The organism is Streptomyces sp. NPDC104381 (genome assembly GCF_055583745.1).
Map to the genome: position 1 here is coordinate 145,915 of NZ_JBVJNK010000006.1, position 14,034 is coordinate 159,948.

Sequence of the window (14,034 nt, forward strand, 5' to 3'; positions counted from 1 at the left end):
TCAGTGCCGGCCCGCGAGGCGGTTCGGTCAGTGCCGGCCCGCGAGGCGGTCGGCGGCCTTCGCGAGGCGGTCCGTGCCGAGCCGCGGTGAGGTGGATTCGCGGCGGTCGGCGGTGCGGTAGGCGGCGTACAGGGCGTGGACGCCGAGCCAGCGGAAGGGTTCGGGTTCCCAGCGGCGGACCTTGTGGTTGACCCAGGGGAGGTTCGTGAGGTCGGTGGGGCCGGCCTGGCCGGAGTCCTGCTGGATGAGGTCGCGGAGGGTGCGGGCGGCGAGGTTGGCGGTGGCGACGCCCGAGCCGACGTAACCTCCGGCCCAGCCGAGGCCGGTGGTGCGGTCCAGGGTGACGGTGGCGCACCAGTCGCGGGGGACGCCGAGTACGCCGGACCAGGCGTGGTCGATGCGGGTGCCCGCGGCGGTGGGGAAGAAGCGGACGAGCAGGTCGCGCAGGGCTTCGACGGTGGCGGGCTGGGTGCGGCCGTCGTTGTCCGTCGCGGAGCCGTAGCGGTAGGGGATGCCGCGGCCGCCGAGGGCGATGCGGTCGTCGGCGGTGCGCTGGGCGTACATGTAGGCGTGGGCCATGTCGCCGAGGGTTTCGCGGCCGTCCCAGCCGATGGTGTCCCAGAGGGAGGTGGGCAGGGGTTCGGTGACGATCATGGAGGAGTTCATGGGGAGCCAGGTGCGCTTCTGGCCCTTGAGGCCCGCGGTGAAGCCTTCGGTGCAGCGCAGCACGTAGGGGGCGCGGACGGTGCCGTAGGGGGTGACGGCGTGCTTGGGCTTGATCTCGGTGACGGGCGTCGACTCGTGGATCGTGACGCCGAGTGCCTCCACGGTGTCGGCGAGGCCCTTGACCAGCTTGGCGGGGTGGAGGCGTGCGCCGTGCGGGGTCCAGCTGGAGCCGACGGCGCCGGAGACGCGGATGCGTTCGGCGGTCTCGCGGGCGCCGCGCAGGACGCGGTCGGTCTCGCCGAAGGCGATCTCGACGGAGTGGAAGTCCTTGAGGCGGGCGAGCTGGGAGGGGGTGTGGGCGACTTCGAGGACGCCGCCGTGGTGGATGTCGGCGTCGATGTTCTCCTCGCCGGCGGTGCGGATGACCTCGCCGACGGTGTCGTTCATGGCTTTCTGGAGGCGGACGGCGGCGTCGTGGCCGTGGAGCTTGGCGTAGCGGTCGCGGCCGGCGATGCCGTTGTAGAGCCAGCCGCCGTTGCGGCCGGAGGCGCCGTATCCGCAGAACTTGCCTTCCAGGACGGTGATGTTGAGGAAGGGGACGGCCTTCTTGAGGTAGTACGCCGTCCAGAGCCCGGTGTAGCCGCCGCCGACGATGCAGACGTCGGCGGTGGTGTCGCCGGGCAGGGGCTCGCGTGGGGCGGGGGTGCCTTCGTGTGCGTACCAGAAGGAAATGCCGCCGTTGACGGTACTGACGGTGCTCATGTGTCCCCTGCTTGTCCGTGTGCAGCCCAGTCGCTGGAGGGACGTTACCTCTAGGGTCGTGGTGTGATCGACGTTCCGGATGACCTGGTCGTGAATCTGAGTGAGCACAAGGGGGCGGCGGGGCGGGAGTTCGCCGTCGCGCTGCCCGCCGTGGCGGGGCGGTTCCTGGAGGAGTGGGGGCTGCGGCCCGACGGGGCCGTGATGTGCGGGATGTGCGCGCTGGTGGTCCCGGTGGTGCGGGAGGCGGACGGTGTCGGGGCGGCGCTGAAGCTCCAGATGGTGGACGCGGAGACGGTGGACGAGCCGGTCGCGCTACGGGTCTGGGGTGCGGCGGACGCGGGGGTGGTGGGTCTGCTGGAGCATGACGCGGCCACCGGCACGATGCTGCTGGAACGGCTCGACGAGCGGCGGCCGTTGACGGGGCTGCCGGATGCGCGCGAGGCGGTGCGGCTGCTCGCGGAGTCGTTGGCCCGGCTGGTGCGTGTGCCGGCTCCGCCGGGGATGCGGCGGCTGGGGGACGAGGCCGCCCGGATGCTGGCGGAGACGCCCGGGGCGGCGGCGGTGCTGGAGGACGCGGACGAGCGGCGGCTGTTGCTGGACTGTGCGGCGGCGGTGCGTGAGGTGGCGGGGGAGCCGGGGGACCGCTTGCTGCACTGGGATCTGCATTACGCCAACATCCTGGCCGGGCGCGCGGAGGAGGGCCGGGCGGACGAGTGGGTGGCCTTGGACCCGAAGCCTCTTGCGGGCGATCCGGGGTTCGAGCTGTTCCCCGCGCTGGACCAGAGGTTCGACGCGTCGGAGGTGCGGTGGAGGTTCGATCTGCTGACCGGGGTGCTGGAGCTGGACCGGGAGCGTGCGCGGGCGTGGACGCTGGGGCGGGTGTTGCAGAACGGGCTGTGGGGGATCCGGCTCGGGAGGCCGCGGCTGCCGCCGGACCACGCGGAGATCGGCCGGCAGTTGCTGGGGCGGGGCTGAGGGCCGGCTGTCCGGGCCTGAGGGGCGCCGGGCGGGGGCGGCCTGAGGGGCGCCGGGCGGGGCGGTCTGCTTAGGCTGCCCCCATGATTCGCGTAGCCACTCCCGAAGACGTCCCCGCCCTTTACGCCATGATCCGTGAGCTCGCCGAGTACGAGAAGGCGCTCGACGAGGCGAAGGCCACCGAACAGCAGTTGCGTGAGGCCCTGTTCGGCGAGCGGCCCGCCGCGTACGCGCATGTGGCGGTGGCCGACGACGACGGCGAGGTGGTCGGCTTCGCGCTGTGGTTCCTCAACTTCTCGACGTGGCGTGGTGTGCACGGGGTGTATCTGGAGGACCTGTACGTGCGTCCAGGCCGGCGTGGTGGCGGTTACGGGAAGGCGCTGTTGCGGGAGCTGGCACGGATCTGTGTGGAGCGGGGCTACGGGCGCCTGGAGTGGTCCGTGCTGAACTGGAACGCCCCGTCCATCGCGTTCTACGAGTCGCTGGGTGCGCGCCCCCAGGACGAGTGGACGGTGTACCGGCTGACGGACGGGGCGTTGGCGGAGCTCGGCGGGGCCTGAGGGGTGCGGGCCGGCCGCTACGGGGCCTGAGCGGCACCGCTCCAGGTCAGGCGGTGCCCGCCGTGCGGGGCGCGTCCTCCGCCGTCCTGCCGAGGAGCCTCACCGCCAGCACCGCCGCTTCGATGCCGCTGTTGAACGCGACCTCGCTGAGGAGCCCCGGTGCGGCCACCTGGTCGCCCGCGAGGAAGATCCCGTCGCCGCGGTCCACGGCGGGCCGGTCGCGCCAGGTGGTGCCGGGCTTGTCGAGGGCGCCGGTGCGTCCGGAGGCGAGCGCCTCGCGGCGCCAGGTGGTGCGGTCGCGCCAGCCGGGGAAGCCGAGGTCGAGCAGGTCCTCGGCGCGGCTGACGGCGTCGGCGCGCGGGGCGCCGGGGGCGAGGGGGATCTGCGCCTGGATGAGCTGTTCGCCCGCCGGGGCGAGCGTGGGGTCCTGGGCGGTGAACCGCTCGACCCAGCCGGGGCCGTCGAGGTCCGAGACGATGAACGCGTCGCCGCGCCGGGTCCGCAGGGCCAGGTCGAGGAGGGCGGTACGGCCGCTGTCCCAGGTCAGGGAGGGGTCGTCCAGCAGGGTGCGGGCGGAGTCCAGCTGGGTGGCGACGATCACCGGTCCGCCGCGGTGGAGCCCGGCCAGTTCGCCGGAGCCGACGCGGGCCGCGGTCTCGATCCGTACGCCGAGGTCCCAGGCACGGGACGCCATCCGCTCGACGAGCTGCGCCCAGCCGCCGACGGGGTAGTGGGCCTCCGGCGGCAGCGCGGTGGCGCGGCGCAGGCGTTCCTGGACGAAGGCGGCGGAGAGCGCACCGGGGTCGTGGTGGAAGAGGGCCACGCCCATGTAGTGCGCGGCCGCGCGGGCCCCCTCCTCGCCCACCTGAGTGATGGCCCAGCTGAGGAAGTCGGTGTCGACGGGTGCCCGGCGGGGGCTGCGGCGGCTGAGGCGCAGCATGGCGAGGGGCGGGGTCCGGCGCAGGGCGCCGTCGCGGCGGAAGAGGAAGCGGGTGCCTTCGAGGGGCGGTACGGAGGCCATCCGGCCGAGGAGCCCGCGCTGTTCGAGCCAGGTCCAGTGCGGTCCGCGGCGGTAGAGGGCGTGCGGGCCCTCGTTGGTCAGGTAGGGGCCGTCTGAGGTCCTGGCCCGTCCGCCGAGGGTGTGATGGGCCTCGTGGACGGTGACCTGGGCCCCGGATTCGGCGGCGGTGACGGCGGCGGTCAGCCCGGCGAGGCCGCCGCCGACGATGTGGATGCGCTGCATGGCTGGGTCTCCTTGCGGTGGGCGCTTCTGCAGGGAGGACGGATGGGCGGGCCGGTTCTGTGACACCGGTCCGGGGGCGCTGTCAGTGGTGTGCGTCACGATGGGGGACATGGCACGTACAGGCAACAGGAGCAGCGGGCGCGCGGGCGTGACGAAGGGCGTGGCGGAGGCGCGGCGGCCGGAGGTCCGGCTGCCGGCCCTCGTGGCGTACGACGCGGAGGGGCTGGAGCCCGACGGGGACTACGACGGGGTGCGGTTCGAGGAGACGGACCTGGCCGACGCCTCGGGTCCGGGGGCGCGCTTCCTGGACTGCGAGCTGCGGGGCTGCGCCCTGGACCGGGCGGAGCTGGGGCGGGCCAGGTTCATCGACTCGGTGCTGGCGGGCGTGCGGGGTGTGGGCACCGATCTGGCGGGGGCGTCGCTGCGTGACGTGGAGGTGCTGGACGCGCGGCTGGGCGGGGTGCAGCTGCACGGCGCGGTGCTGGAGCGGGTCCTCGTGCGGGGCGGGAAGATCGATTATCTGAATCTGCGCAAGGCGCGGCTGAAGGACGTCGTGTTCGAGGGGTGTGTGCTGTCGGAGCCGGACTTCGGGGAGGCGCAGCTGGTCCGGGTGGAGTTCCGGGACTGTGTGCTGAGGAGGGCCGACTTCAGTTCCGTACGGATGGAGTCCGTCGATCTGCGGGCGGTCGCCGAGCTGGACATCGCGCGGGGTGTGGAGCGGCTGGCGGGGGCGGTGATCAGCCCGTCCCAGCTGATGGAGCTGGCTCCGGCCTTCGCGGCGCAGATCGGGGTGCGGGTGGAGGCGTGAGCGCGGGCCCGCTCAGAGGCGGGGGAAGCGGGCCTGGAGGTCCCAGACGACGGGGTTGTCGGCGAGGCCTTCGTGCATGTCGGCCAGGTCGGCGATGAGGTCGTGCAGGAAGTCGCGGGCCTCGCGGCGCAGCAGGGAGTGGCTGAAGGTCAGCGGGGGCTCGTCGCCGGGCATCCAGTCGGCCTCGACGTCCACCCAGCCGAAGCGGCGCTCGAAGAGCATGCGGTCGGACGACTCGGTGAAGTCGAGCTCGGCGTACTGCTGGCGGTGCGAGCGGTTGCCCCGGGGGTCGCGGTCGATCTGCTCGACGATGTCGCAGAGCGCCCAGGCGAAGTCGAGTACGGGAACCCATCCCCAGGCTGTGGACACCTCGCGGTCGGCCTTGGTGTCGGCGAGGTAGACGTCCCCGGAGAAGAGGTCGTGCCGCAGGGCGTGGACGTCCGCGCGGCGGTAGTCGGTCTGCGGGGGGTCCGGGAAGCGCCGGGAGAGGGAGTAGCCGATGTCGAGCACGGTTCGATGGTGTCATGCCGCGCGGGCCTGCCGTGCCGCCCGGGTCCGGGCTACAGGGAGCCCCGGCCTCGGCTACGGGAGCAGGCGTTGTTCCTTGGCGACGGAGACCGCTCCTGCCCGGGTGTCCACGCCGAGCTTCTCGTAGATCCGGCCCAGGTGGGTCTTGACGGTGGCCTCGCTGATGAAGAGGGCTCGTGCGATGTCGCGGTTGCCGAGGCCCTGGGACAGCTGGCCCAGGATGTCGAGTTCGCGCGCGGTGAGGGCGGGGCGGGGGTTGCGCATCCGGGCCATGACCCGGCCGGCGACCGGAGCGGAGAGCGTGGTGCGGCCCTGCGCGGCGGCGCGGATCGCGGCGAAGAGTTCCTCGGGGCGCTCGGCCTTGAGCAGATAGCCGGTGGCCCCGGCCTCGATGGCGCGGGTGATGTCGGCGTCGGTGTCGTACGTGGTGAGGACGAGGACATGGGCGGTCCCGGCGGTGGCGATCCGCCGGGTGGCCTCGACGCCGTCGATCCCGGGGCCCAGCTGGAGGTCCATGAGGACGACGTCGGGGCCGAGCCGGGCGGCCAGGGCGACGGCCTCCTCGCCGCTGCCCGCCTCGCCCACGACCTCGATGTCGGGTTCGCCGCCGAGGAGGGCGAGCAGTCCGGCCCGTACGACGGCGTGGTCGTCGCAGAGCAGGATGCGTACGGGCGGGGTCATGCGGGTCCCTCCGGAGGCGATGGGGGCGACGGGGGCGGCAGGGGCGACGAGGGCGACGGGGGCGATGGGGCAGGCGGGGCTGATGGGACGGGCGGGGTCGGCGGGGCAGGCCCGGCCGGTGGGGTGGGCGGACGGTGCAGGGGTACGGCGGCGGAGAGGACCGTGCCTTCGCCGGGGGCCGATTCGACGGTCAGCGTGCCGCCGAGCTGCCGCACCCGGGCCCGCATCGCCGGCAGTCCGTGGCCGCGTACGTCCTCGGGCGGGCGCGGAGCCGGCCGGTCCTGGCCGAAGCCCCGGCCGTCGTCGGCGATGTCGAGGACGACCCGGTCGCCGAGGTGGGTCAGGGTGAGCGCGGCGACGGTGGCCTCCGCGTGCTCGGTGACGTTCGCGAGGGCGCCTTGTGCGATGCGCAGCAGCGCCGACTGCACCCGGTCGGGGAGCGGGGCGGCCGGAGAGCCCTCCACATGGCAGCGGACGGTGAGGCTTCCGCCGGACCGTTCGGTCTCCCGGGTGGCGAGCGTGTGCAGCGCGGCCTCCAGCCCGCCGCCCTCCGCCAGGTCGGCGGGGGCGAGGTCGTGCACGAAGCGGCGGGCCTCGGCGAGATTGCGCTCCGCGATGCCGGTCGCGGTCAGGACGTGGCGGCGTGCGGTGGCCGGGTCGGCGTCCCAGGAGCGGTCGGCGGCCTGGAGCAGCATCTGCTGGCTGGAGAGGCCCTGGGCCAGGGTGTCGTGGATCTCCATGGACAGCCGCTGACGTTCGGCGAGGGTCCCCTCGCGGCGTTCGGTGGCTGCCAGTTCCCGCCGGGTGCGCAGCAGGTCGTCGATCAGCTCACGTTGGCGTACGGAAAGGTCGCGTTGGCGTACGGCCTGGCGCCGCATATGGACGAAGACGGCGGTCGCGACGGCGGCGACGGCGGGCGGGGCCAGGACGAGATTGGGGTCGAAGCCCGTGGCGAGCCGCAGCTGTGCGGCGACGACGAAGACGGTGAGCAGGGCGACGAGCGCCAGGGCGGCGCGCGGCGGCAGGATCCGCAGGCCCGTGTAGAAGAGCGGTACGGCGCACCACGCGAAGCTCGGCGCGAGGACCACCAGGACCATCCACACCACGACGAGGGCGCCGAGCCAGGTCAGACGGCGGGGCGTGGGCCGTGAGCCGAGCACCGGGCCGAGGAGGTACAGCACGGCGAGCACGGCCGACAGGGCGATGATCCAGGGGGTACGGGTCTCGCCGGGGTGCCGCATCAGGAACCGGGCGAGCGAGGCGCCGAGCAGCAGGAAGAACGCGGCATGCATGAGGAGGGCCAGCCACCGCGCATCCGGGTCACCGGCCGCGTCGGGCCGGACCGACGAGCCGGCCCCCTCCGGCGAACCCGCCGAGCCCTCCAGGCCCGCTGAGCCCTCTGCGCCCGGCTGGTCCCTGTCCGGTCCGGTCCCGTTCCGCCGCACCTCGTACCCCGTGCTCCCTCGACCGTGACCCGGGCTGCCTGTCCCACGTCTTCCCCTGGTCCGCGCTGCTGACCTGCCCGGACACCTCGTACGCACCCCATGGTCACCCCCCGGCGCCCCCTCCGCATCAACCGATCGGCTGACGGGGCGGTCGGCCGACCCGGGTGCGGCTTCCAGCCGGTACGCCGACCGTACGGGCCCGGATCCGGCCGGAGGATCGATACAGGAAGCCACCGCCGGCTCGGAGCCGAGCCGCGCACCACCCGAGGAGACCACCATGAAGAAGATGTCGCTGCGCACCCGTGTCCTGACCGGTGCCGTCGCCGTCGGCGCGCTGGGCGCCGGAACCTTCGGCGCGATGTCCGCGAACGCGTCGACCCCGGCCGCCGCGCCCGCCGCAGCCGTGAAGGCCGACACCGCCGACCGGAACCTTCAGCAGTCCACCCATCTGACCGTCGCCGCCGCGACCAAGGCCGCACAGGCCGCCCTGGACGCCGCGAAGAAGGAGAACCAGCGGGTCTCGGTGGCCGTCGTCGACCGTGACGGCAACACCGTGGTCACCCTGCGCGGCGACGGCGCGGGCCCGCAGTCCCCCGAGTCCGCAGTGAAGAAGGCGTACACCGCCGTCTCCTGGAACGCGCCCACCTCCGAGCTGGCCAAGCGCCTGGAGCAGGCCCCGAACCTCAAGGACATCCCCGGCACCCTGTTCCTGGCGGGCGGCACGCCCGTACAGGCCAAGGGCGCCCCGGTGGCGGGCGTCGGAGTCGCGGGCGCCCCGAGCGGCGACCTGGACGAGAAGTTCGCCGCGGCGGGCGTCGCCGCGCTCGGCCGCTGACGCCCGGCCCGGCGAGCGCGGCAGCCGTCCGGTCAGTCGCAGTCGAGTGCTGCGCGGGCGGCGGCGGTGAAGCGGTTCTGCACGTCGGACGCCTTGACCAGGGTCGCCGCAGCCTTCTCCTCCGTGGTGTCAGGCGAGTACACGTAACCGGCGATGTCCGTCGCGAAGTAGGTCTCCTTGCCACCGCAGACGGCATGGTCGAAGCGCCGCTCCTTCGCCGCGGGCAGCAGCTCGGGGTTACGGATGACCGCGAGCCGGGCGAACGGCTCCCGGTCGTCGTCCCGGGGCAGCCCGGTGGCGGGCCGGTGCAGGGAGAGGTCGCAGAACCAGGCGTCGTCGCGGGAGCCCGAGGTCTGTTCCCGAAGAGGGCTGTCCACCGGAGCCTCCGCGCCGAGGGCGAAGCCGTCCAGTCCGCACACCGTGGCAGGGTCGCTCTTGGCGGGAGCGGACGCCTGGATGAGGTCCGCCGAGGCGTTCCCCTCAGCTGGGTCGGCAGGCGCGCAGTCGTGATCGGCGGCGAGCTTACGGGCTGTGGCCCGGGTCAGTCGGGCGAGTTCTGCCGGGTCGGCGTCCCCCCGCTCGGTGACGACGTTCAGGACCGTGTGGTCGCCCTTGGCCCATGCGGCGCCGATCGGGCCGCAGTCGGATGGCAGGGCGACCCAGCCGTTGCCGTCCGTGTCGAAGGCGCCGGGTAGTTCGCCCGGCAGGATGTTCTGTGCACCCGAGGCCTTCCACTCGGACCGGCCGAAGGGGTGGGCGGGGGTGACAGAGGCGGCCGACAGCCGGATTTTCGCGTCCGTGGTGCCCGGCAGCCAGCCGGACTGTTCCACCGTGCAGCCTCCGAGGCTGTCGGTGCTGCCGGTCACCCGGCCGGAGCCGTCGAGGCTCTTTCCGGCGTCCTCGCTGCTCAGACGGCCGTCGCACAGGTCACGAGGCCCCAGCACGTTGGTGTTGGTCGCCACCGTCACGCCGGCCACCACGGCCAGCGCGCAGACGCCGGCCGTGACCAGCCACGCCCGGCGGCGCTTGCCGGATGTTTCCGTACTCACTTGTGCTCAATCCCGTCCGAGGTAGGTCGCGGCGTCGCCACGTGCTCCCGAGTACGACTGCTTGGCTTCGTCACGCATGGCCTGCCAGGCAACCCAGTTCGGGTCGTGCTTGCTGTTGTCGGGGTCGTCGACGTCCACGCCGCGGTCCTCGGCCCAGGCGTCGATGAGGCTGTAGGTGCCGCCGACGCCCGAGTTGAAGTGCTGGGAGTTCTTCTCCGTGGCCGCGGAGTCGGCCGCGGAGATGACGTCCTTGGACCACTCGTACGTCGCCGCGTCGATCAGCCGTTGCGTGGTGTCGCCCAGGACCGGCAGGCCGGTGACCGGCGCGCCGAGAGCGTGGTAGGCGTACCGGGCCTGGTCGTTGGTCTCGTCGATCTTGTCGTCGCGCTGGTCGAGGATCACGTCGGAGCCGATGGAGTTCATCGCGCCCATGACCTGGCCGAGGTCGCTGGCGGGGTTGATCCAGTTCAGCTGTCCCTCGCCGCCCTCAGCGGGGGCCTTGGCCAGCTGTTCCATGGCGTAGTCCCGCTGGGTGGCGTAGAGCAGGTCGGCGGTGTCCGCCTCCTCCGTCACCCCGCGCATGACCCTCATGAGTGAGTCCTTGCCCACGGTGATCCCCGCGTCGGAGCCGTCCTGCCAGACGCCGGCCTTGCCTTCCGGGCTGCCGTACCGGCGGCCGTCGTTCTCCGCGAGGATGTTGTGGTTGTCCGCCGCGTAGTCGGCGATGGCGTTCGCCAGGTTCTGGTGCATGTTCTTCGGTACGTCGTCGCCCGAGGCCCCGGCGTCGAGGAACTCGATGGTGTTCTGCATGACCCGGGCCTGGGCCGGGCTGTGCGGGCCGGGGCGGCCGTTGGACTCGCCCTCGGACAGCGGGGGGTGGCCGGTGGTGGCCGCCTCCAGAGCGGCGCCGAGCCCGGCGTGCCCGTACGGGTCGTCCACCTCGACCTTGGGGTAGAGGGAGAGCGTGAGCTTGGGCCACTCGCGGGTGCCTTCGCCGTGCCCGGTGAGGTACTCCAGCCTGCCGTTGCCCTTGTCGGGGTCGGCGCCGGGGTCGAGGAAGGCGGTCGCGGTGTCGGGGTCGCGGCTCATGACACCGAGGAGGTTGTCGATGGCGTCGGCCCGGATGCCGTCGTGGCCGGCGCCGATCTGGACGAAGAGATCCTTGTCCTTCTTCTCGGCGGCGATCATGTCGTCGCCCAGCTCGCTCATGAAATCGGGGTCGAACTTCTCGTCGGCCATGTTCATCACGGCGACGAAGCCCGAGTAGCCCTTGATCGGGTTGTTCGACTCACCGAAGCTCTTGGTGCCGTTCTCCTTGAGTTCCTTGGTGAACTCGTCGTAGAAGGCGCGTTCCTTGGCGCCCTCCGGGTTCGTCGTGGCGTTCGCGATGGAGTTGGCGAGCTCGCGCTGCATCCCGAGCAGCTGGGTGCGGCTGCTCTTGTCGTGCTCCGCCATGTCGAACAGCTTGTTGCCGAGCTTGATCGTGCCGTCCGCGCCGATCTTCCCGAGGAAGGGCTGGCTGAACTCCTTGTTGCCGCTGTTGTCGCGCAGCGAGCGTTCCAGTTCGGCCAGTTCCGCGGCGGACACCTTCTCGCCCGAGTTGAGCTTCATCGCGGTCGCGGCGGCGGCCTTCGCCTCGTAACCCTCGATGTCGCCGGTGGCCTTGTGGTTGAAGCCGCCCTCGGTGCCGTCCCGGTCGTCGCTGTCCTTGGTCACCGCCTTCATGGCCACGGCGAATCCGGTGTCGGCGTCGGCGACCGCCCGCACGGCCTTGGCTATGTGGTCGGTCCACGACTGCTCGGTGGTACGCAGATCGGGATCGTGGTGGGCGGTGAAGCGCTCGTCCTCCGTCAGCTTGCTGAAGTCCAGGCGGCACTGACCCTGGTCGGAGACGGTCATCTTGGCGGCGACGGCCTCGGCGACCGCGGTTTTCACCTTGCCCCGCAGCTCGACGAACTGGGTGTGCGCGTCCCTGATCAGCGACGCGATGGCCTTTGCCTCGGTCTGCGCCCCCGAGTACTCCTTGAGGGTGATGTCGAAGCGGCGGTTGGCGGCCTCCGCGCTCTGCCCCACCCAGGCCGGGCCGAGGCTGATCCCGTGCACGTCGCGCCTGTAGGCGGCTTCGACCTCGGCCAGTTCCCCGGCCATGGACTCCCATTTGTCGGCGGCGGTGGTCAGCGCGGACAGGTCCGTGGTCATGACTTCGTGATAGCTCGGCATGGTGTGGCGCCTCCCCCTCAGAGCCCGTTGATGTTCGAGGTGCCGCGGAGCTGCGTACCGATGCCGAGATCGTTGGACCGGAACTGGATCCGGGTCTCGCGCAGGGCGGCGCTCTCCGACGAGAGCCGGTTGCAGAGCACCCGGACCGAGGCGTCCCAGGCTTTGTCCGCCGCCTTCAGGGCGCTCGCCGTGTCCCAGCCGTCGGCGTCCTTGGGGCCGAACGCCTTGACCGCCGCGCTGTTGGCCTCGTCGGCCCACTTACCCGCGCTGCGCGTGTCTCCGAGGATGTGCTCGTCGATGGCCTCGGCCGCGGCCTTCTTCTGGGCCGGTGACGACGCGAAGGAGGGGGCGAAGGGGCCGTACACGGGTGGGCCCCCTTGGTCGGCGGGCAGCTGGTTGAGCTGCATACCGGTCGTCGAGTTCTCACGCTGAGTGGATTTGATCTGTTCCCACTCGTCCCATGCCATGGATTCCCAGCCCCCGCCTGCCTGGTCGTGCCCGATGTACGTGCTGCTCCTTATAAGTGCATACCAACATACAAGTACACGCGGTGTGGCGAGAGGTGCCCTGCTGGGGAGGCCCGACGGTGCCGCACGGGCCCGGCAGCACGAAGGAGCCGGTCCGCGGTGCGGACCGGCTCCCGGGGTGGTTCCGTGGTGTTACTTGACGTTGACTCCGGTCCAGGCGGCCTGGACGGCCGCGAGTTCGGTGCTGTCGGCGCCGTACAGGTCGGTGGCGGCCTTCTCGGTCGCCTCGCGGGCGCCCGCGTAGTCGGTGCTCGACGTCATGTAGACGGAGAGCGCCTTGTACCAGATCTGGTAGGACTTCTGGAGGCCGATGCCCGTGACCGTGGAGCCGTCGGCGGTCGGGGAGTCGTAGTCGACGCCGCCGATGGTCTTCGCGCCGCTGCCCTCGGCCAGCAGGTAGAAGAAGTGGTTGGCGACGCCCGAGGAGTAGTGGACGTCGAGGTCGCCGACGTTGGCGTCCCAGTAGTCCGCCGAGCCGCCGTCCTTGCTCGGCTTGTCCATGTAGCGCAGCGGGGTTCCGTCGCCGTTGATGTCGATCTTCTCGCCGATGAGGTAGTCACCGGGGTCGGTGGCGTTGTCGGCGAAGAACTCGACGGAGGTGCCGAAGATGTCGCTGGTCGCCTCGTTGAGGCCGCCGGACTCGCCCGCGTAGTCGAGGTTGGCGGTGGCCGCGGTCAGGCCGTGGCTCATCTCGTGGCCGGCGACGTCGATCGCGGTGAGCGCGCTCTTGTCGTCGGCCCCGTCGCCGTACGTCATGCAGAAGCAGCTGTCGTCCCAGAAGGCGTTGACGTAGCCGGTGCCGAAGTGGACGCGGGAGTACGCCGCGCGGCCGTCGCCGGCTATCCCGTCGCGGCCGAGCTCGGACTTGTAGAAGTCCCAGGTGGTCGCCGCGCCGTAGTGGGCGTCGACCGCCGCGGTCTGGCGGTCGTCGCCGGTGCCGTCGCCCCAGGTGTCGTCGGCGTCGGTGACGAGGTCGCCGGTGCCGGTCTGGCCCTGGTTGAGGTCGTACGTCTTGTGGCCGCCCCGGTCGCCGTCGGTCAGCTCGAAGCCCGAACCTCCCTTGGTGGTCGAGAGGGTGACCTCGCCGCTGTACTGGCTGTTGCCGGTGCCGGTCTCGATGGCCTCGTAGCTGTGCAGCTGCTTGCCGGTCGTGGCGTCCGTGATGATGTGCAGCCGGCTGGGCGTGCCGTCCTTCTGAACACCCTTCTTGACGGTCTCGAAGGCGAGGACGGGCTTGCCTTCGCCGGCCCAGACGACGGTGCGCGCGCTCGCCGCTGCCTTCAGCTTCGGCTGGGTGGAGGGCACGGTGATGCGGGCCTCGGTGGCCTTGTCGACGCCCTTGGACGTGCCGTCGGCGGCGGTGTGGGTGACGAGGTCGCCGCCGAGGACCGGCAGACCGGCGTAGGTGCGCTCGTAGCGGGTGTGGACGGTGCCGTGGGCGTCCTTGATCACGTCACGGGCGATCAGCTTCTCCTGGCTGCCGAGCCCGAGGGTCTCGGCGGCCGCCGGAGCGCCGGTCTGGGCGGCCTTGAGGGCGGTGGTGCGCTGGGCCGCCGAGTTCACGCCGAGCGCGGCGGCGCCCGCCGTGGTGCGGGCGGAAGAGGCGGTGTCATCGGCCGTACGGGAACCGGCCGTTGCCGTGCCGGTCTGGACGCCGACGACGACCATCGCGGCAACTGCGGCCAGGGCGGCGGCGCGACGGGTGTTCATGTGGGGGGTCATGCCTTCTCCGTTG

13 protein-coding genes are annotated in these 14,034 nt (G+C 72.2%); 4 read left to right on the top strand and 9 right to left on the bottom strand.

Annotated elements, in window-relative coordinates:
• Positions 1-27: 27 nt before the first annotated feature.
• Entirely contained in the window at positions 28-1,428 is a 1,401-nt protein-coding gene (locus ACZ607_RS21740; protein ID WP_469736928.1) for an NAD(P)/FAD-dependent oxidoreductase, read from the bottom strand.
• A 63-nt stretch (positions 1,429-1,491) separates the two neighbouring features.
• Here ACZ607_RS21740 and ACZ607_RS21745 point away from each other — a divergent pair, with 63 nt between their 5' ends.
• A complete protein-coding gene (locus tag ACZ607_RS21745; protein ID WP_469736929.1) occupies positions 1,492-2,403 on the top strand; it encodes an aminoglycoside phosphotransferase family protein in 912 nt (303 codons plus the stop codon).
• Between the two features lie 83 nt (positions 2,404-2,486).
• A complete protein-coding gene (locus ACZ607_RS21750; RefSeq protein WP_469736931.1) occupies positions 2,487-2,963 on the top strand; it encodes a GNAT family N-acetyltransferase in 477 nt (158 codons plus the stop codon).
• Between the two features lie 46 nt (positions 2,964-3,009).
• On the opposite strand, the gene ACZ607_RS21755 is transcribed toward ACZ607_RS21750, so the two are convergent.
• Positions 3,010-4,206: an FAD-dependent oxidoreductase gene (locus tag ACZ607_RS21755; RefSeq protein ID WP_469736932.1), complete on the bottom strand. Its 1,197-nt coding sequence runs from the start codon at positions 4,204-4,206 to the stop codon at positions 3,010-3,012.
• Positions 4,207-4,315: 109 nt separating this feature from the next.
• Between ACZ607_RS21755 and ACZ607_RS21760 the strand changes: the two genes are divergently transcribed.
• Positions 4,316-5,014, top strand: a complete 699-nt coding sequence (locus ACZ607_RS21760) for a pentapeptide repeat-containing protein (RefSeq protein WP_469736934.1) — start codon at positions 4,316-4,318, stop codon at positions 5,012-5,014.
• Positions 5,015-5,026: 12 nt separating this feature from the next.
• On the opposite strand, the gene ACZ607_RS21765 is transcribed toward ACZ607_RS21760, so the two are convergent.
• The 3 genes from ACZ607_RS21765 to ACZ607_RS21775 form a co-directional block, all read right to left on the bottom strand.
• Positions 5,027-5,524 (bottom strand): hypothetical protein, encoded by a 498-nt coding sequence (locus tag ACZ607_RS21765; protein ID WP_033297163.1) that lies wholly within the window; start codon positions 5,522-5,524, stop codon positions 5,027-5,029.
• 72 nt (positions 5,525-5,596) lie between these two features.
• Complete coding sequence (locus ACZ607_RS21770) at positions 5,597-6,223, bottom strand: response regulator (protein WP_469736936.1); 627 nt, start codon at positions 6,221-6,223, stop codon at positions 5,597-5,599.
• Entirely contained in the window at positions 6,220-7,608 is a 1,389-nt protein-coding gene (locus ACZ607_RS21775) for a sensor histidine kinase (RefSeq protein ID WP_469737713.1), read from the bottom strand. Before ACZ607_RS21775 ends, ACZ607_RS21770 begins: the two co-directional genes overlap by 4 nt.
• 337 nt (positions 7,609-7,945) lie before the next feature.
• Here ACZ607_RS21775 and ACZ607_RS21780 point away from each other — a divergent pair, with 337 nt between their 5' ends.
• Positions 7,946-8,503 (top strand): GlcG/HbpS family heme-binding protein, encoded by a 558-nt coding sequence (locus tag ACZ607_RS21780; protein WP_469736938.1) that lies wholly within the window; start codon positions 7,946-7,948, stop codon positions 8,501-8,503.
• Between the two features lie 32 nt (positions 8,504-8,535).
• Here ACZ607_RS21780 and ACZ607_RS21785 read toward each other — a convergent pair whose 3' ends face one another.
• The 4 genes from ACZ607_RS21785 to ACZ607_RS21800 all read right to left on the bottom strand — a co-directional run bounded on the left by ACZ607_RS21785 (position 8,536) and on the right by ACZ607_RS21800 (position 14,021).
• The gene (locus tag ACZ607_RS21785) at positions 8,536-9,552 is read right to left on the bottom strand and encodes a hypothetical protein (protein ID WP_469736940.1); all 1,017 of its coding nucleotides are present in this window, start codon (positions 9,550-9,552) and stop codon (positions 8,536-8,538) included.
• A 6-nt stretch (positions 9,553-9,558) separates the two neighbouring features.
• Positions 9,559-11,751 (bottom strand): hypothetical protein, encoded by a 2,193-nt coding sequence (locus ACZ607_RS21790; RefSeq protein ID WP_469736942.1) that lies wholly within the window; start codon positions 11,749-11,751, stop codon positions 9,559-9,561.
• 38 nt (positions 11,752-11,789) lie between these two features.
• The gene (locus ACZ607_RS21795; RefSeq protein ID WP_469736944.1) at positions 11,790-12,239 is read right to left on the bottom strand and encodes a hypothetical protein; all 450 of its coding nucleotides are present in this window, start codon (positions 12,237-12,239) and stop codon (positions 11,790-11,792) included.
• A 192-nt stretch (positions 12,240-12,431) separates the two neighbouring features.
• Positions 12,432-14,021 (bottom strand): M4 family metallopeptidase, encoded by a 1,590-nt coding sequence (locus ACZ607_RS21800; protein WP_469736946.1) that lies wholly within the window; start codon positions 14,019-14,021, stop codon positions 12,432-12,434.
• Positions 14,022-14,034 lie beyond the last annotated feature (13 nt).